This window comes from Oerskovia enterophila (genome assembly GCF_044748475.1).
GTDB lineage: Bacteria > Actinomycetota > Actinomycetes > Actinomycetales > Cellulomonadaceae > Oerskovia > Oerskovia enterophila.
Map to the genome: position 1 here is coordinate 651067 of NZ_JBIVFZ010000004.1, position 16684 is coordinate 667750.

The window sequence follows — 16684 nt, forward strand, 5'->3', positions numbered from 1 at the left end:
CAGACTGAGGCATGCCGTCCGCCGCTCCCCCGCCCGAGCCAGCGCTCGCCCGCACGCCCGTGCCCGACCTCGACCTCGACCTCGACCTCGACGAGACCCTCGCGCTCGCAGGCGCCGCGCTGGGGGCTGCGCTCGCCGAGCCCGAGACCCTCGGCGGGTCGACGAGATCCCTCGTCGTCCGTGCCCGCGTCGTCGCGGGGCTCACGACCGACCGCCTCGACACGACCCGCGCCGCCGCGCACGCCGCGGGCAGCACGGTCGTCGTCAAGCGTTTCCTCGACGGCCCCGGGACGCACGGCCTGCCGTTCGAGCACGAGGTCGCAGGGCTCCTGGCGCTCGACCGCACGCCCGTGCTCCTGGCGGTGGACGAGGCGCACCGCCTGCTCGTCATGAGCGACGTCGGCGACGGGCCGACGCTCGCCGACCTGCTGCTCGGCACCGACCGCGACGCGGCCTGGCACGGAGCCCTCTCGTGGGCGACCGCGCTCGGCGAGCTCGCGGGCGCCTCGGGGCCGCACGTCGAGCGGTTCTCGGCCGAGCTCGCGGCCCGCGGCGTCGTGCGCGGGTGGGACCTCGACGCGGACGCGCGCGCCGGGGTGCACCGGCTCGTCGCGGCCCTGCCGACGCCCACGGACCTCGCGCGCGACCCGCTCGACGCGACCCTCACGTTCTTGCACGACGACCTCGAGGCCCTCGCGAGCCTGCGTGCGCCGGGGAGCGCCGTCGTCGTCTCCCCGGGCGACACGTGTCCCGACAACGCCGTCCTCACACCCGCCGGCTGGGTCTTCCTCGACCTCGAGGACACCACGGCCCACCACCCCGCGCTCGACGCCGCCTACACGCTCATGCCGTTCTCGACGTGCTGGTGCGTGTTCGACCCGCCGCCCGGCCTGACCGACGAGCTCCTCGCGGCGTTCACCGCGGGGCTCGGCCGACACCTTCCCGACGCCGTCGTCGAGCCCGCCTGGACCCACGACGTGCTGGTCGCCTGCGCAGGCTGGATCCTCGCGATGACGGGCTGGCTGCTCGACGGAGCGGTCGAGGACCGCCCGCGCGTGGGGCCCGAGGGGCGCTCGCCGTCGTACCGCCAGCTCGTGCTGTCCCGGTGGCGCTGGGGCGCCGAGCACCTGCGGGACGTCACCCCGGGCATCGCGTCCCTCCTGTCCGACGGCGTCGCGTGGGCCGAGCGCGAGTGGGGACCTTCGCCGTCGGGCGGGTATCCCGCGTTCTCCTGAACCTGCCGCTGCGTCCGCGCCGAGCCTCACGACGGGACCTAGGTCCCCCGAGATCCTCGACCTTCGCCCCAGGTCACGCCCCTCGCGCTCCGGTGGAATGGAGTCAACGAACCGGAAGGGGATCCGGTCCTGGAGACGAGGAAGACAGACGACATGAGTGCAACGATCGAACGCCCGGCCGGCTCGGCCCGCTCGGCCCGAGCAGTACGTGCCGTCCCTCACGAGGTCACCGGGGCGACCACGACCGCGAGCCTCGCGGTCCGCGGCACCCTCCCGACCCAGATCGTCCTGGGGATCTTCCGGATCGTCATGGGCTTCTACTTCGTGTGGGCCTTCCTCGACAAGACCTTCGGGCTCGGGTTCTCGACCCCCTCGGAGCGGGCCTGGATCAACGGGGGCAGCCCCACGGCCGGCTTCCTCGGCGGGGTCCAGGGACCGTTCGCGAGCTTCTTCAACGGGATGGCCGGCGCGGCCTGGGCCGACTGGCTCTTCATGGCGGGCCTCCTCGGGATCGGGCTCGCCCTGATGATCGGGATCGGGATGCGGATCGCGGCGATCGCCGGGACCGTCCTCCTCGGCTTCATGTACCTCGCGTCGCTGCCCCTGACCACCAACCCCATCATCGACAGCCACGTCGTCGAGGCCCTCGCGATCATCTCGCTGGCCATGATCGGCGCCGGCGACACCCTCGGCCTCGGCCGACAGTGGAAGAGCCTGCCGCTCGTCCGCAAGAACTCCTGGTTGGTCTGATCCCCGGTTCGGCGACGCGATCCGCTCGCCACGGCGATACACCCAGGTAGACGCGGGAATCACGGGGAACGCGAGACCCCGGCCCGCCCGACGGCCCTCCCGGTCACCTCCCGGAGGGCCGTCGCTCTTTCCCCGGCCGGTCGGCCACCCGCCGACCGGCCGGGGGCACACCCGTCGGAACCCGCGGCGGGTGCCGGGACTGTCCAGATCGAGGGGGTTCGTCATGGAATACCTGAAGACCCACCACCAGTGGGAGAGCACCGTCCCGGTCCTCCCGAGGCCAGCTCCGGTCCGTACATCTGACAGACTCACGTGGGTGACCGAGTCCCTCCCGTCCGCCGTCGCGCACCGCGTGCTCGACGCCGTCGTCGCCATCACGAGCAACCTCGACCTCGACACCGTGCTCCGCCGCATCGTCGAGGCCGCCATGGACCTCACCGGAGCCCGCTACGGCGCGCTCGGGGTCCGCGACGGCGACCGGCTGGGCCGGTTCGTCCCCGTCGGCATGGAGGACTCCGAGGTCGAGGCGATCAGCCACTGGCCCCACGGCCACGGCCTGCTGGGCGAGGTCATCCGGCACCCGCACCCCCTGCGGGTCGACAAGATCGAGGGCTACCCCGCGGCGTCGGGCTATCCCGCGGGCCACCCGCCCATGCACTCGTTCCTCGGCGTGCCGATCCAGGTCCGCGACTCGGTCTACGGCAACCTCTACCTCACGGACAAGCGCGACGGCTCCCCGTTCACGCAGGACGACGAGGCCGCGGTCCGCGCCCTGGCCGCCGCCGCGGGCGTCGCGGTCGACAACGCCCGTCTCTACGAGGACGGCCGCCGCGTCGCGGTGCTCGAGGACCGCGAGCGCATCGCCCGGGACCTGCACGACGTCGTCATCCAGCGGATCTTCGCGTCCGCGATGACGCTCATGAGCACGACCAAGCACATCGAGAACGAGATCGTGCGCTCGCGCGTCGAGGAGGCCGTGAACGACCTCGACGACACCATCCGGGAGATCCGCTCGACGATCTTCGCGCTCCAGGCCACGACTCCCCCCGAGGCGAGCCTCCAGGAGAGGCTGACCGCGGCGGCCGACGCCGTGACCCCCGCGCTCGGGTTCGCCCCGTCGGTCATCATCGAGAGCGACGACTCGTCGCTCGTGCCCGCCGAGGTCGCGGACCAGCTCGTGGTCGTGGTCGGCGAGGCGCTCACGAACGTGGCCCGGCACGCACGGGCCTCGCGCGTCGACGTGCGGCTCAAGGTCACGGACGACGCCATCACGCTCTCGGTGGTCGACGACGGGATCGGCTGCGAAGGGGTCGACGCGGGCGACCACCGCGGCGGGCTGCACAACCTCGCGACGCGCGCCGAGGCCCTGCGCGGGAAGCTCGCGGTGGGGCCCGCCGAGGCCGTGGCACGGGAGGTCGTAGGCGCAAGGGCTACCGAGGCCGCCCCGTCGACCGCGGTCCCGACGGGCCGCGGGACCGCGCTCGTGTGGAGGATCCCGAACGCCTGAGTCGTTCCTCGGGCGGGGTCCGGACCTGCTGGCCAGGGCGACCCGCGCACCCGACCCACGCTCCGTCGTCGGGCGATGCCCTGCGCCGGTGCGGCTCAGCCGCGCGGGCGGTCCTCGGTGCGCATCTCGGTCGCGAGGACCGCGACCTGCGTGCGGCGCTGCAGCCCGAGCGTCGACAGGATGTGCGACACGTAGTTCTTGACGGTCTTCTCCGCGAGGAACAGGCGCTCACCGATCTGGCGGTTCGTCATGCCCTCGCCGATCAGGTCGACGATCTGCCGCTCCTGGGGCGAGAGCCCCTCGAGGCGGTCGACCTCCTGGGCCTGCGGCGTCCGCAGCCGGTCGAGGATGCGCGCGGTGCTCACCGGGTCGAGCAGCGAGCCGCCGCCCGCGATGGTCCGCACGGCGCCCACGAGGTCGGACCCGTGGATCTGCTTGAGGACGTAGCCCGAGGCCCCCGCGAGGACGGCCTGGAACAGCGCCTCGTCGTCCGCGAAGGACGTGAGCATGAGGCAGCCGATCTCCGGCATCTCGGAGCGCACGTCGCGGCAGACCTCGACGCCCGAGCCGTCGGGCAGGCGCACGTCGAGCACGGCGACGTCCGGTCGCACCGCACGGATGCGCGGCAGCGCCGACGCGGCCGTGCCGGCCTCGCCGACGACCTGGATGTCGTCCTCGGCCTCGAGGAGGGCGGCGACGCCACGGCGGACGACCTCGTGGTCGTCGAGGAGGAAGACCCGGATGGGGTCGGGGGTGGTGCCCATAGGGAGAACTTATCGGAGTTGTGTCAGAACGAGGGTGCCGGACGAGCAGGAGGCCCGACGGCGCCGCTCCCGCAGGAGCGCGGGCTCGACGTCACAGCGCGCGGGCGGGCAGGGCCGGCGGGGCGGCCCTACGGTGGAAGGATGCCGTCGTCCTCCTCCGTCCCCGTCCGGAACCGTCGGCGGAAGCCCCGCTTCACGGGCCTCATCAAGCCCCACGAGGCCTTCCCCGCGATCGGCCGGCTCGACCGCCGCATGAACGAACGGACCTTCGGGCGACGGCTCGGCCCGCAGGCCGATGCCGCGCTCGTGCGGCTCTCGACGGCGGCGAACCACAGCGTCCTGTGGATGGGGCTCGGCGCCGGGCTGGCCGCGACGGGTGCCCGAGGGCGCCGGGCGGCGGTACGGGGCCTGGGGACGCTCGCCGTCGCGAGCGCGGCCGCCAACCTGCTCGGCAAGGGCCTGTTCGGTGGCGATCGTCCCGCCGCGGACGTGCTGCCGCTCGTGCGACGGCTGCGCCGCTACCCGACCACCCCCTCGTTCCCGTCCGGTCACTCGGCGTCGGCTGCCGCGTTCGCGACGGGCGTGGCCCTCGAGTGGCCCGCCGCCGGGCTGGTCGTCGCGCCCGTCGCCGGCGCGGTCATGTACTCGCGGCTGCACGTGGGGGCGCACTGGTTCTCGGACGTCGTCGGGGGTGCTGCGCTCGGGGTCGGGCTCGCCGTGCTCGGCAGGTGGCTCGTGCCCTCTCCCCCGGGCCCCGCACCCGACGTGCCCGCCGGGCCGCCCACCGACGTGCCCGCGCTGGCCGACGGCGAGGGCCTGTTCGTCGTCGTCAACACGTCTGCCGGGTCCGGGCGCCTCCTCAAGGAGGACCCGCTCGAGGTCCTCCGCCGTGACCTCCCCAGGGCCCGGGTGCACGTCCTCGCCGAGGGCGACGACCTGCGCGAGCTGTACGACCGCGCGGCCCGCGGCGTGCCCGTGGGGTCCGGTGGGGCGGCGGGCCCCGGCACGGAGTCCGACGACGTCCGCCCCGCCGTCGCGCTCGGGATCAGCGGGGGCGACGGGACCGTCTCGACAGCGGCTGCGGCCGCCCGGGAGCACGGGCTCCCGCTCGTGGTCCTGCCCGGCGGGACGCTCAACCACTTCGCCAAGGCGGCCGACCTCACGTCGATGTCCGCGACGGTCGACGCGGTCCGGACCGGTTCGGGCGTGAGCGTCGACGTCGCCGAGCTGCGCGTCGACGGCAAGGACCCGCTCACGGTGCTCAACACGTTCTCGCTCGGCATCTACCCCGAGCTCGTCTCGCAGCGCGAGCGCGCCGAGAAGCGGCTCGGGAAGTGGCCCGCGACCGTGTGGGCCACCTCGCGCGTCCTGCGCTCGGCCGCCCCGCTGCGGCTGTCCGTGGACGGCGTGGTCGGCTCCTACTGGTCGTTCTTCGCGGGGGTCAACAAGTACGTCCCGCAGAACCTCGCCCCTGTCGAGCGCGTCCGGCTCGACGACGGCGTGCTCGACGTCCGCACGGGCCGCGCCGAGAAGCGTTACAGCCGGGTCCGGCTGTTCCTCGAGACCGTCGCGGGCGGTGGCGCGTCCTCGCTCGCGCAGCGCGTCCAGCCTCTCGAACGCCACCTCGCGGTCGACTCGTGGACGACGCCCGACCTCGCGCTGCGCTTCGGGGACGGGACACCGCACGACCCGGTGATCCTCGCGCACGACGGCGAGACGCTCGAGATCGACGGCGACCGCGTCGTCGACGCGACGCTCACCATGGTGCGCGGCGGTCTCCGGATCTACGCACCCACCGATCCGACGGCGGGCTGAGGCCGAGCGGGTCCGGGGACGGCCCGTCTCCTGGACGACGACTCGGCCTGAACCGATACCTGCCGCCCCGGGCGGGACGTCAGGCGAGCACGCCTCGCAGGGCCGCGAGCGCTCGCTCGTCCTCGACGATGCTGTCGGTCGCGAAACGGTCGTCTGACTCGACGAGCGGCAGCAGGACCTGCGCGACAGATACGACCAGGTCCGCCCGTGCTGCGATCCCCGCCCGCAGCACGGGCGCGACGAACGGAGCCACCCGCGGCAGGTCGGCCTTGCCTGCGGCCCCGACCAGGAGCGCGAGCCCGCGCTCCACCGCCTCCTCCGGCGTGGTCCAGCCCGCCGTGACGAGGGCGTCGAGCGCGACGGCACCGGCCCACGGATCGGGGCCGGACCACGTCGTCCGGCCCGACCACGCGATGTCGTGGAGAAGCGCGGACCACTCGTCGCGGAGCCGCGGGTCACAGCCCACGAGCCTGTTCCCGACCTCGATCGCCTCGACGAGCGGCGGGCCGGCTGCGTCCACGATCGCCCGGACGGTCGGCCACGCACCCCGGTCCTCGGTCTCGGATCCCTCGCTCCCCGCGGAGGGCGCATCGTCCGCGCCCGCCCCGTGCAGAGCCTCGTGGGCGGTTCCGACGGAGGCGGCACCGGCGACAACCCCTGCCGCGACGAGCTGAGCCCGACGGCCCGGGAACGACCGCCGCGCAGCCCCGTCGAGGAGCCTCGAGCAGGTGGCGTGGACCAGCTCTGCGGAACGCGAGGCCCACACGGCGAGCAGGTCGGCGTCGGGGCCCGCGTCCCCACCACCCAGCTCCCACGCCTGCGCGAAGGCCCCGGCCAGGTGCTCGTCACCCGGGGTGAGCAACGCGCGGGCCGTCACCTGCCACGCGGCTGAGGCTCCGTCGCTGGTCTCGCTCGTCCCCAAGGCATCGAGCACCTGTGGACGCAGGTCGCCCGTGAACACCCCAGGATGCGCAACCGCCGTCCGCGCCAGCAGCTCGGCGACCTGGCGTGGAGCCTGCGCAGCGACGGGCAGGACCGCGTGCACGAGCGCCTGGGTCGCCGGCAGCCTCGCGAGGAGCCCGACCCAGCCCGCAGCGCCGCCCGGCCACGCGCCGAACGCACCGCGCGCGACGCGCAGCACGTCGTCTGCTGCCCAGACGACGGGGTGACGTCGGGCAGGGAAGCCCTGCAGTGCCCGGGAGAACGGCATGTGCGCAGAGTCAGTGGCGACCCTCGGCTCGTCGGCCGCGAGAAGCCCCCGCACTGCCGAGGCGGCCCATCGTGCGTCCTGCGCGACGAACAACGCGACCGCAACGGTCGCCGCGAGCACGTCCCCCTCCGCGCCCCCCTCCTCGCGGGACGCGAGCTCCCCCAGGTGCGCGACGACGTCCGCCACCTCGCGCTCCCGCTCCGGGACCGCCGCGACCACCTGCACGAGCGCGTCGACGAGACGAGCGGCCGTCCCGGCAGACGTCGCAGACGGGACGAGTGCGAGCAGCCCGGCGAGGGCCGGAGCCGCACCTGCGCGAGTGGACTTGGCGAGCGCAAACCACGCGTCGGCCAGCTCCGGGAGGATGGCGGTTCCGGCCGCCTGGAGGCCTTCCACGACCGAGACCGCGCGCACACCCGCGAGCGTCGAGAGCACCTCGAGCGAGGTACCGTCGGGGCTCGCGGGGTAGCCGTCTGCATGATCGGGCCACAGGTGGACCAGCAGGTCGACCGCTCCGTCGAGCGGGTGCCCCGAGGCGACCGAAGACCACGCCGCTGCGAAGACCGCCTCGTCCAGGTGGCGCGCCGCGAGCACCGCGAGGTCGGTGTCGTCGAACGCCCCGTGCCGCAGCAGGGGCTCCATGAGCGCGACCACCGCCTCGTCCTCGATCGCGAACCGGTCGCGCAGGGACCCCGCGACCGTGTCCGCGAGCGGGCTGCCTGTCAGGTGCACGGCCCATCCGTAGGCCTCCGCGCGCACCTGGGGATCGGGGTCGTCGAGCAGCACGATCAGCGTGCCGACCGAGGCGTCGCGCGCAGCCCGGGTCTCCGCGTCGAAGGCGACCGGATCGGTGCCCTCGGGCAAGTAGGTCTCGACGCGGCCGGCACCAGCGGCGATCGACTCGGCGTACGCGCACAGGAGCCAGAGGGCGCCAACCCGGCCCGGCGCCGCCGCGTCGCGTGCGACGTCCTCGAGGAATGGCAGCGCCGCGACCGTGGCCGGGTAGACGCTGCCCTGGTGAAGGATCGAGCCGAAGAGCTCGCTGACGACCTCGCTCCAGTCGTCACCACGGAGCCCGTCGAGCAGGTCGGGCGTGTCGTCGGCGGGCCCGTAGGCGTGCCGGAGAACCGACCAGTCGACGACGCGGGCAGGGGCGTGGGGACCGGTGGGCGGCAGGCTCATGCGGGGAGGGTAACAACGAGGGCCGACAGGCGATGGTCGGCCACCAGCGAGGCGGCGAGCAGCCGCGATAGGCCCGACGGCGCCGCGCCCGTCAGACGCTCGGGTCGCCCTCTGCGGCACTCGCCCCGCGGGCGGGCCGGTCCTCCTCGCGCAGGCGCGGCTCGGTGCGGCGCGACGGGTCGAACCCGGCCTTGTCTGCGTAGAACGCGCGGACCAGGTCCATGTCGGCACGGACGTCGCCCGTGAGGTCGAGCGTGGGGCCCAGGCCCGCGGTCATGGTCGTGCGGTCGACGTAGCCCAGGGTCACGGGCATGCCCGTCTCGCGCGCGATCCGGTAGAAGCCCGACTTCCAGTACTCGCCCTTGCTGCGTGTGCCCTCGGGCGTGATGACGAGCGAGAAGACCTCGCCCGTGCGGACCCGCGAGACGATGTCGTCGACCACACGGCTCGGGTCCGTCCGGTCCACGGGGATCCCGCCGAGGGCCCGCGCGAACGGTCCCACGACGCCCTTGAACAGCGTGTGCTTGCCGAGCCAGCGGACCTTGACGCCGACGCTCGCCGAGATCGCGAGCATGAGCACGAAGTCCCAGTTCGAGGTGTGCGGGGCGCCGATGAGGATGCCGGGGCGGTCGGTCGGGGGCTGCTCGGTGCGCAGGGTCCACCGGCTCACCGCCCAGTAGGCGCGCGCCAGCGCGCGGCGGATCATCGGGCTGCCTCGAGGGCTACGGGGTGGGACACGGCAGCAACGCTACCCGGGCGCGCGGACCCCGCCGGCGCCTCACCGGAGCCGGAAGGACGGCCCCTGCGTGTGCCGTGGGCGAAATCTCCACGAGCCCTCCATGTCCTCCCTGTCTTTTCCCAGGTTCACCGGGCAGACTTCTCGGCATGACGTCGCCGAAGACATCAGGACCTGCCGCCCGGCTCGCCGCCGCCAGCTTCCTCGCACTCGCGATGATGCTGCCGCTGAGCGCGACCGCATCGGCCGCCGAGGTATCCCGGCTCATCGAGGACACGCAGTGTCAGGTCGACTCGATCGGCGAGGACCTCGAGAAGGCCAGCACCCAGCTCTCCACGCTCCCCTCCGGCCTGCGCCTCGAGGTGGAGGACGCCGTCGCGAACGCCCAGGCCGCCACGGACGAGGCCAACGCCGCGCTCGCGCAGGCTGCGACCGACGAGTTCGGCGACGGACGCGCAGTCCTCGCCCTCACCGACGCCCAGGTCGCGCTGGACGCCGCCTCGGCCCAGGTCCGATACGTCGCCGACAAGACCGTGGCACAGGGCGCCGACGTCGGTTCGACGCTGCGCGACGTGCAGAACACGATCGACCACCTCCGGGGCGAGACGAGCCGCGCAGCGGCCTGACGCGGCACCTGACGCGGCGGCCACCTCGAGCACTGAGCCCGCCGCGGCTCTGCCGAGAGCAGAGCCGCGAGTCGTTTTTCACCCCCATGGGGAGAATTACCCCTGTGCAGGCGCGCCGTTTTCCTCCACAATGAGCACCGCACTCCCGTGGCACTCCTTGCCACGATCCCCACGCTCCCGACAAGGCTCGGGCGCGCGAGAGAAACGAGAAACCCCCGTGACCACTCCCTACGGCGCCCCGCAGGCCCCGCAGTCCGACCAGGCCCCGCAGTACTACGGCGCCCCCGTCGAGGACCCGGGCAAGACGCTCGGCATCGTCGGCTTCGTCCTGGCGTTCGTCTTCGCGATCGCGGGCATCGTAGTCAGCGCGATCGCCAAGAAGAAGTCCCGCGAGGCCGGCTTCGACAACCAGCTCGCCAAGTGGGGCCTGATCCTCAGCATCATCTTCACGGTGCTCGGAGCCATCGGCTGGGTCGTCTACATCATCGCCTTCGCCGCGCTGGCCGCGTCGGGCGAGCTCAGCACGTACTGACCTTCCCGGTCGCCCACGAGGCCGTCGTCCCCTTCCGGGGGCGGCGGCCTCGCTGCGTCTTCCCGTGGGCCGCCCGCGGTGCGAGACTCCGGTGATGACCGAGCAGCGCGCGCACTTCGACGCCCACGTGACCTTCGCCAACGGCGGCAGCCTCCGCACGGAGGGCTTCCGCCTCGACGTCCCGTCGGGCGATCTCCTGCCCGACGACGTCGCTCGCCTCCTGGTCCGCCACCTGGGCCTCGCACTGGTCGGGTCGGTCGAGATCACGGGGCTGACGTTCGTCGAGGAACCGCACGTGGGGAGCCGTGGGGTCGGTCGCGCCGTCGGTGACGCTGGGGTCGGCGAAGGGGCCGTACCCCGCGAAGGAGCGGGCCGCGCGGCGCGGCTCGTCGACCTGAGCCACACCGTGCGCGAGGGCCTCGTGACCTACCCGGGCCTGCCCGCCCCGACGATCACGCCGTTCCTGACCCGGGCGGACTCGATCACGAAGTACGCGCCCGGGACCCAGTTCGCGATGGACGTCCTGACCATGATCGGCAACACGGGCACCTACCTCGACAGCCCCTTCCACCGGTACGAGGGCGGGACCGACCTCTCCGGGCTCGAGCTGGAGTCGCTCGTCGGGCTGCCTGCGGAGGTGTTCCGGCTGAGCGAGGTCGTCGACCCCGAGCGGGGTGGTCGTCGCGGGATCGGCGCCGAGGTCTTCTTCGACCGCGACCTGGCCGGGACCGCGGTGCTGCTCCAGACCGGCTGGGACCGGCACTTCGGCACACCGGCCTACGGGGAGCCCGCGCCCTTCCTCACCGAGGCCGGCGCACAGCACCTCGTCGACGCGGGGGTCACGCTCGTCGGGATCGACTCGTTGAACATCGACGACACGGACCCCGTGACGTCCGGCGGGGCGCGCCCCGCCCACTCGCTGCTCCTCGGCGCGGGGATCCACGTCGTCGAGCACCTGACGAACCTGGGTGCCGTGCCGCCGCGCGGTGCGCGGTTCACCGCCGTGCCGCCCAAGGTCGAGGGGTTCGGGACGTTCCCGGTGCGGGCGTTCGCGGAGGTCCCTCGCCACGTCGACAACCTGGCAGGTCAGGACAGCTAGCCCCGGGGGACGAGCCCCGCGGTGTGCGCCAGGACCGCTGCCTCGACCCGGTTGCGCACGCCCAGCCGGTCGAACAGTGCGCTGACGTAGCCCTTGACCGTGCCCTCGGTGAGGTGGAGCGTGGCGGCCACCTCCGCGTTCGAGAGCCCGCGCGCGATCGCGACGAGCACGTCCCGCTCACGGGGCGTGAGGCTGTCGAGGACGGCAGGACGGTCGACAGGGCGCGCGCCGAGCCCCCCCGCAAGGTGACGGATGAGCCGCGCCGCGACGATCGGCGAGAGGCACGCTCCCCCGGCCGCGGCCGCGGCCAGCCCGTCCGTCAACGCCGCGGGGTCGCCCGACTTCAGCAGGAACCCGGCGACGCCGACGCGCAGCGCCCGGTCGACGTACGCGTCCTCGCCGAACGTGGTCAGCAGCACGACAGCAGTAGTCGGCAGCTGGGCCCGCAGGGCCTCGGCGGCATCGAGGCCGTCCTCGCGGGATGCCATGCGGATGTCGAGGAGGGCGACGTCCGGCCGATGCCGACGTGCCACCGCGACGGCGTCCTGACCGTCGTCCGCCTGCGCGACGACGTCGAACCGCCCGTCGGCCGCCAGCACCGTGCAGACGCTCGCCCGCACGATCGGGTCGTCGTCGGCCACCACGACGGAGATCCCGTTCAGAGCCACGAGCGCTCCCGCAGGTCGACGGTGCGGACCACCTCGTCGCCGTCGAAACAGATCTGGAGGGTGGCCATGGCGAGCGGGAAGTTGCCGTCCGTATAGATCGCGCAGTCCCACCCAGGCTCCGCGGCGGGGGCGCGGACCGGGCGCAGCGGCGCCTCCCGCTCGGGCAGCTCGGCCTCGACGGCGGCGCGCTCCTGCCCGACGACGATCCCGGCGAACACGTCCTCGTCGAGCACGGCGTCGTGCGCCGCCCACGAGTACGCGAGCACGAGGCCCGTCACCACCACCGCCGCGGGCAGCAGGGCCTGCCGCACGAAGACGCGCAGCGCCGACGGCGGCAGCGGGAGATCACCGTCGGGCGCGACGGGACGGGCCGGGAGGCTCACCACGAGCACGAACGATCCGTCGCGCTCACCGTGGGAGAGCATCCCGCCCGCGGCGCGCACGCGTCGCTCGAGAGAGTCCAGCCCGAACGGCTCCCGGCCGTCGTCCGGCCGCGCCCCGGCGGCTGCGAGACGGTTGAGGACCGTGACGCCGCGGGGAGTGATGTCGATCTGGACCGGCTCGGCGGGCGCGTGGCGGACAGCGTTGGTGAGGCCCTCCCGCACGACGGTCCGCAGGAGCGGTGCACCCGCACCGTCACCCTCGGCGCCGGTGAGAGTGACGTCGAGCCCCACCGCGCGTGCCGCGCGGACCAGGTCCTCGACGGGCTCCAGGGTGTCGTCGCGCAGCACGTCGACGACACGGTGGAGGTCCTGCACCGCGTCGTCGGCCTCACGCCGCAGGTCCGCCGCGTCCGGGACGCCCGTCACCGCGAGCGCCGAGGCACGCAGCGCCAGGCGAGCGAGCCGGTGACCGAGCGCGTCGTGCAGGTCGTCCGCGAGGCGTGCCCTTTCGGCTGCCGCCGCCTGCGCGACGGAACGGGCGTGCAGCTCACGGGCCAGCGAACGATAGCGGCGGACTGCCGCGACCGCGCCCGCGACGGTGAGAACGAGCACCGCCGTGGCGAGCAGCGCGAGGGGCGAGGGCATGGGGATCCTTCCGTCAGGCGTCGCGGCGTTCGAGCACCCCCACAGCGACGGCGAACCCGACGGCCGCCCACGCGGCCAGGACCCAGGGCGCGCCCTCTCCCGCGACGAACGTTGCGGCGGCTCCGGCGGGGGTCCAGCGTGCGACCGGGTCGGGCAGGACGAGCACACCCGCGAGCAGCGCGGCGGCCAGTGCCAGCGTACCGACCGCATGCCGGACGACCGCCGCGAGCGCCGCGGTGAGGATGGCGGCGAGCGCGAGGACGACGCCGGTGCGCAGCCCGGCTCGGAGGGCTTCGGCGACGGCGCCGTCCGGGGCGGGGGCGGCGTGCTCCCCGAGGTAGGCGCGCACGGCGAGGGTGGCGGCGGTGCCCGTGGCCACCCCTGCGAGCAGGGCGGTCAGGGTGACGACCGCCGTCTTGGCAGCGAGGACCAGCCATCGGCGGGGCTCGGCCTGGAACGTGAGCCGGGCGGTACCCGTGGCGTACTCGGTCGTCACCGGATGCATGGCCAGGGCAGCGAGGACGACGAGACCGAGCTGGACGGCCGGCCCGAGAGCCTCCGCCGGAGCGGTGGAGGTGCCGGGCGGGAGCTCACCGGTGGAGACCGCGTGGACGACGTCGTTCGCCAGGACGGTCGCCACGAGCGGCACGGTGACCAGGACAGCGGCCAGGGTGACCCACGGGGCGCGCACCGACCACGTACGACCCCACTCGGCACGGACTGCGGCCATCATGCGATGCGCTCCTCGGGACGTGCGCGGTACTGGACGTCGTCGGCGACGAGGTCCAGGTAGCGGGCCTCGAGCGTGACGGGGGCGGCGGCGAGGTGGTGCACGCGGAGGCCGAGCGCGTGGGCGAGGTCGCCGACCAGCTCGACGTCGACGCCCTCCACGGTCAGCGCGTGCCCGTCGACCTGCGGGTGATGACCGCTCGCCACGAGCGCGTGCGCCAGAGGTGCCGGGTCGTCCGGGGTCCGGACGACGACGGGGGCGTCCCGTCCCACGAGGTCGGCGATCGGGACGTCTGCCAGGAGGCGACCGCGTCCGAGGACGACGACGTGGTCGGCGGTGACCTCCAGCTCGGACAAGAGGTGGCTCGACAGCAGGACGGTGCGACCCTGGTCGGCGAGGTCACGCAGGAGGCCGCGCAGCCACAGGACGCCGTCCGTGTCGAGGCCGTTGACGGGTTCGTCGAGCAGGACGACCTCCGGGTCGCCCAGCAGCGCACCCGCGAGGCCGAGCCGCTGGGCCATGCCGAGGGAGAACCCGCCCGCGCGCTTGCCCGCGACGTCGCTCAGCCCGACGAGGCCAAGGACCTCGTCGACCCTGCGTGCCGGGATCCTGTTGTAGCGGGCGAGGGCCGTCAGGTGGGCCCGGGCGGAGCGCCCGGGGTGGAAGGCCCGCGCATCGACGTGCGCGCCGACGGTGTGCAGCGGCTGCCGCAGGGCACGGTACGGGGTGCCGTGGACGGTGACGTCCCCGGCCGTCGCGTGGTCGAGGCCCAGGGCCAGGCGGAGGGCTGTGGACTTGCCCGCGCCGTTGGGACCGAGGAGGCCCGTGACCCGACCGGGTAGGACCGTGACGGTGAGGTCGTCGAGGGCCGTGGTGGGGCCGTAGCGCTTCATCGCGTGGGCGAAGGTGATCATGGCTCCATCGTCGTCGGGCCTCGTGAGGTGCGGTACCGACGAAAGTGAGGACCCTGGGACTCCGGGCGCCCTGCACGCCGATCCGTCTGCCCGCGTCACCCTCGTCATAGGCTCGGGGCATGTCCGACGACCTGAGCCCCGCCCACGACGTCCTCCCCTTCGGTCGCGCCCCGCGCCCGGACACGGGCCCTGCGCTCGCCGAGCGCCTGCGCGAGGTCATGACCAGGAACCTCGGGCCCCACGCCTCCGGCCTGGACCGCGTCCGCATCGACGCCGCGACCGTCCCCGGCAGCCCGGACGTCCAGAGCCTCGACGTCGACGTGACGGGCCTCGTCGTCCGCGCGATGGGTGCCGCCGACGCTCCTGACCCGGCCGAGAACGTCGAGCACGTCGTCGGGCGCGAGAAGGCCGTCGCGCGGACGATCCGCGCCCAGGGGCATCCCGTCACGGTCGCCGGCGTCGCGGTCGACCTCGACGCCGAGATCCGCGACCTGCGCTTCTCCTGGGTCGAGGGTGCCGACGGCTCGCTCTCGATCGAGGAGTCCGGCCAGAGCACCGAGCACCCCGTGAGCGGTCACCTGCGTGCCGCAGCGAGCCGCGACGCGCTCGTCACCACGGTCCGCGAGCTTGCGACCAAGGCCCTCGCGGACCAGGGCTTCACGCTCACGGCCCTCGACGTGGACCTCGCGTCCCGTGGGCCCCGCGCGGCGTCGATCGTGGCGTCCGCGAAGATCCGCAAGGGCTTCCTGTCCGCGAGCGCCCAGATCACCGCGACCGCCGAGATCGACCAGGCCATGGTCCTCACGCTGAGCAACATCGGGGCGACGAGCCGCAACCCGGTCGTCGCGGCGCTCCTGCTGGCCGTCCGCGGGAAGCTCGAGCAGGTCGACGGCAAGCGCATCGACCTCGCGTCCTCGCTGCCGCCGGGCGTCACGCTCTCGGACGTGCGGCTCGACGTCGGCGAGCAGCTCGTCCTGAGCGTCCGGGTCGGCTGAGCGTCCCGGTCGACGCGCGTCGCACTGCGCTCAGCGTCTCCCGCGGGGGAAGAACAGGCTCTCGGGGCGCGGCATCTGGGTGCCGTCGAGCGTGAGGTCGGTGCGCTCGCACCAGAAGGCGACGTACCCGCGCACCTTCTCGCCGTCGGAGAGCGGGGCCTCGTAGCTCCAGCCGATGTCCGCGCCGTCGGGGTCGCCCGACGCGAGCGACCAGTAGCGGGCGTGCCCCTTGTAGGCGCAGTCGCTCGTCGTCGTGCTCGGCGTCAGCGCGTCCCACTGCACGTCCTCGCGCGGGACGTACCACCGCAGCGGCAGGTAGGTCTCGGTGAGCGCCATGGCCCGCGAGCTGTCCGCGAGCAGCAGGCCGCCGAGCGACACGACGACGTGGCGCGAGCTGGGCACGACGTCGACCCGCTTGAAGGGGTCGCGCGGGTGGGCCGCGAGGGGCTGGTCCTCGGCGAACCAGTCGTACGCCTGGAAGTCGACCAGGACGTGGCCCGCGAGGTCCTCGTCGTCGGGACGGAAGAACGTCGCCGACGTGCTGGGCTCGGGGACGCCGTCCGGTCCTGCGAACCACAGCTCGGTGCCTGCGCACGTGTGCCGTTCGAAGTGCAGCGGGTGCGGGATCAGCCCGTGCCTCACCTGCCCCTCCTGGTGCTCGCCCTCGACGAGGGGTACGCGGAGGTCAGCTGCGGGGACCGCGTAGACCGGGAGCAGGCGCCACGGCTCCCAGACCAGGCGCGCGGTGATCGAGCGGAGCACGAGCGTGGTCGGGTCCTCCCGGCGCACCGCGCGGATCTCCTGGGCCGCGGGGTACCAGCGCAGCCGATCGAGATCGAGCTGCCACCTGTCGACCCAGGACGTGGCCATGCCCCCAGCGTGCGCCCGACGCC

Annotated in this window: 16 protein-coding genes; 8 read left to right on the top strand and 8 right to left on the bottom strand. The window is 73.9% G+C overall.

The annotated features are described in order from the left end of the window. The first annotated feature begins 11 nt into the window (after nt 1-11). The 3 genes from ACIPWA_RS15740 to ACIPWA_RS15750 all read left to right on the top strand — a co-directional run bounded on the left by ACIPWA_RS15740 (nt 12) and on the right by ACIPWA_RS15750 (nt 3492). Nucleotides 12-1235: a hypothetical protein gene (locus ACIPWA_RS15740; protein WP_400291502.1), complete on the top strand. Its 1224-nt coding sequence runs from the start codon at nt 12-14 to the stop codon at nt 1233-1235. Between the two features lie 153 nt (nt 1236-1388). After that, on the top strand, nt 1389-1985 hold the full coding sequence (locus ACIPWA_RS15745) for a hypothetical protein (RefSeq protein ID WP_400291504.1): 597 nt from the start codon (nt 1389-1391) through the stop codon (nt 1983-1985). Nucleotides 1986-2301: 316 nt separating this feature from the next. Next, nucleotides 2302-3492, top strand: a complete 1191-nt coding sequence (locus ACIPWA_RS15750; RefSeq protein WP_400291505.1) for a GAF domain-containing sensor histidine kinase — start codon at nt 2302-2304, stop codon at nt 3490-3492. Nucleotides 3493-3587: 95 nt separating this feature from the next. On the opposite strand, the gene ACIPWA_RS15755 is transcribed toward ACIPWA_RS15750, so the two are convergent. Next, nucleotides 3588-4256 (bottom strand): response regulator, encoded by a 669-nt coding sequence (locus ACIPWA_RS15755; protein ID WP_056653332.1) that lies wholly within the window; start codon nt 4254-4256, stop codon nt 3588-3590. A 141-nt stretch (nt 4257-4397) separates the two neighbouring features. Between ACIPWA_RS15755 and ACIPWA_RS15760 the strand changes: the two genes are divergently transcribed. After that, on the top strand, nt 4398-6071 hold the full coding sequence (locus ACIPWA_RS15760; RefSeq protein WP_400291507.1) for a bifunctional phosphatase PAP2/diacylglycerol kinase family protein: 1674 nt from the start codon (nt 4398-4400) through the stop codon (nt 6069-6071). 79 nt (nt 6072-6150) lie between these two features. On the opposite strand, the gene ACIPWA_RS15765 is transcribed toward ACIPWA_RS15760, so the two are convergent. Beyond that, on the bottom strand, nt 6151-8463 hold the full coding sequence (locus tag ACIPWA_RS15765) for a hypothetical protein (protein WP_400291508.1): 2313 nt from the start codon (nt 8461-8463) through the stop codon (nt 6151-6153). Nucleotides 8464-8554: 91 nt separating this feature from the next. Further along, nucleotides 8555-9169: a 1-acyl-sn-glycerol-3-phosphate acyltransferase gene (locus ACIPWA_RS15770; protein WP_400291510.1), complete on the bottom strand. Its 615-nt coding sequence runs from the start codon at nt 9167-9169 to the stop codon at nt 8555-8557. Nucleotides 9170-9348: 179 nt separating this feature from the next. Between ACIPWA_RS15770 and ACIPWA_RS15775 the strand changes: the two genes are divergently transcribed. The 3 genes from ACIPWA_RS15775 to ACIPWA_RS15785 all read left to right on the top strand — a co-directional run bounded on the left by ACIPWA_RS15775 (nt 9349) and on the right by ACIPWA_RS15785 (nt 11456). After that, nucleotides 9349-9825, top strand: coding sequence for a hypothetical protein (locus tag ACIPWA_RS15775; RefSeq protein ID WP_056653341.1), 477 nt, complete (start codon nt 9349-9351; stop codon nt 9823-9825). A gap of 217 nt (nt 9826-10042) precedes the next feature. Then, nucleotides 10043-10357, top strand: a complete 315-nt coding sequence (locus ACIPWA_RS15780; RefSeq protein ID WP_197487085.1) for a DUF4190 domain-containing protein — start codon at nt 10043-10045, stop codon at nt 10355-10357. Between the two features lie 94 nt (nt 10358-10451). Next, nucleotides 10452-11456 carry a cyclase family protein gene (locus ACIPWA_RS15785; protein ID WP_400291512.1) on the top strand — a complete coding sequence of 335 codons (1005 nt, stop codon included), beginning with the start codon at nt 10452-10454 and terminating at the stop codon, nt 11454-11456. Here ACIPWA_RS15785 and ACIPWA_RS15790 read toward each other — a convergent pair. From ACIPWA_RS15790 to ACIPWA_RS15805, 4 genes are read right to left on the bottom strand one after another with little or no spacing between them, the layout of a single operon-like run. Then, nucleotides 11453-12124 (bottom strand): response regulator, encoded by a 672-nt coding sequence (locus tag ACIPWA_RS15790; protein ID WP_400291514.1) that lies wholly within the window; start codon nt 12122-12124, stop codon nt 11453-11455. The two genes, ACIPWA_RS15785 and ACIPWA_RS15790, sit on opposite strands and share 4 nt — an antisense overlap. Beyond that, nucleotides 12115-13152: a sensor histidine kinase gene (locus tag ACIPWA_RS15795; protein WP_400291516.1), complete on the bottom strand. Its 1038-nt coding sequence runs from the start codon at nt 13150-13152 to the stop codon at nt 12115-12117. The genes ACIPWA_RS15790 and ACIPWA_RS15795 overlap by 10 nt, the downstream gene beginning before the upstream one ends. Nucleotides 13153-13165: 13 nt before the next feature. Beyond that, the gene (locus ACIPWA_RS15800) at nt 13166-13885 is read right to left on the bottom strand and encodes a hypothetical protein (RefSeq protein ID WP_400291518.1); all 720 of its coding nucleotides are present in this window, start codon (nt 13883-13885) and stop codon (nt 13166-13168) included. Continuing rightward, entirely contained in the window at nt 13882-14796 is a 915-nt protein-coding gene (locus ACIPWA_RS15805) for an ATP-binding cassette domain-containing protein (protein WP_400291520.1), read from the bottom strand. Before ACIPWA_RS15805 ends, ACIPWA_RS15800 begins: the two co-directional genes overlap by 4 nt. Before the next feature lie 119 nt (nt 14797-14915). Between ACIPWA_RS15805 and ACIPWA_RS15810 the strand changes: the two genes are divergently transcribed. Beyond that, nucleotides 14916-15791 (top strand): hypothetical protein, encoded by an 876-nt coding sequence (locus ACIPWA_RS15810; protein ID WP_400291522.1) that lies wholly within the window; start codon nt 14916-14918, stop codon nt 15789-15791. Between the two features lie 30 nt (nt 15792-15821). Here the strand turns inward: ACIPWA_RS15810 and ACIPWA_RS15815 are convergent, their stop codons facing one another. Then, nucleotides 15822-16661: a DUF427 domain-containing protein gene (locus ACIPWA_RS15815; RefSeq protein WP_400291523.1), complete on the bottom strand. Its 840-nt coding sequence runs from the start codon at nt 16659-16661 to the stop codon at nt 15822-15824. Nucleotides 16662-16684: the final 23 nt, after the last annotated feature.

What these genes read in the sequence shown, in the direction of transcription:
- ACIPWA_RS15740 (WP_400291502.1), top strand. Translation starts at nt 12, where the DNA reads ATGCCGTCCGCCGCTCCCCCGCCCGAGCCAGCGCTCGCCCGCACGCCC.
- ACIPWA_RS15745 (WP_400291504.1), top strand. Translation starts at nt 1,389, where the DNA reads ATGAGTGCAACGATCGAACGCCCGGCCGGCTCGGCCCGCTCGGCCCGA.
- ACIPWA_RS15755 (WP_056653332.1), bottom strand. Translation starts at nt 4,256, where the DNA reads ATGGGCACCACCCCCGACCCCATCCGGGTCTTCCTCCTCGACGACCAC.
- ACIPWA_RS15760 (WP_400291507.1), top strand. Translation starts at nt 4,398, where the DNA reads ATGCCGTCGTCCTCCTCCGTCCCCGTCCGGAACCGTCGGCGGAAGCCC.
- ACIPWA_RS15765 (WP_400291508.1), bottom strand. Translation starts at nt 8,463, where the DNA reads ATGAGCCTGCCGCCCACCGGTCCCCACGCCCCTGCCCGCGTCGTCGAC.
- ACIPWA_RS15770 (WP_400291510.1), bottom strand. Translation starts at nt 9,169, where the DNA reads ATGATCCGCCGCGCGCTGGCGCGCGCCTACTGGGCGGTGAGCCGGTGG.
- ACIPWA_RS15775 (WP_056653341.1), top strand. Translation starts at nt 9,349, where the DNA reads ATGACGTCGCCGAAGACATCAGGACCTGCCGCCCGGCTCGCCGCCGCC.
- ACIPWA_RS15785 (WP_400291512.1), top strand. Translation starts at nt 10,452, where the DNA reads ATGACCGAGCAGCGCGCGCACTTCGACGCCCACGTGACCTTCGCCAAC.
- ACIPWA_RS15795 (WP_400291516.1), bottom strand. Translation starts at nt 13,152, where the DNA reads ATGCCCTCGCCCCTCGCGCTGCTCGCCACGGCGGTGCTCGTTCTCACC.
- ACIPWA_RS15800 (WP_400291518.1), bottom strand. Translation starts at nt 13,885, where the DNA reads ATGATGGCCGCAGTCCGTGCCGAGTGGGGTCGTACGTGGTCGGTGCGC.
- ACIPWA_RS15805 (WP_400291520.1), bottom strand. Translation starts at nt 14,796, where the DNA reads ATGATCACCTTCGCCCACGCGATGAAGCGCTACGGCCCCACCACGGCC.
- ACIPWA_RS15810 (WP_400291522.1), top strand. Translation starts at nt 14,916, where the DNA reads ATGTCCGACGACCTGAGCCCCGCCCACGACGTCCTCCCCTTCGGTCGC.
- ACIPWA_RS15815 (WP_400291523.1), bottom strand. Translation starts at nt 16,661, where the DNA reads ATGGCCACGTCCTGGGTCGACAGGTGGCAGCTCGATCTCGATCGGCTG.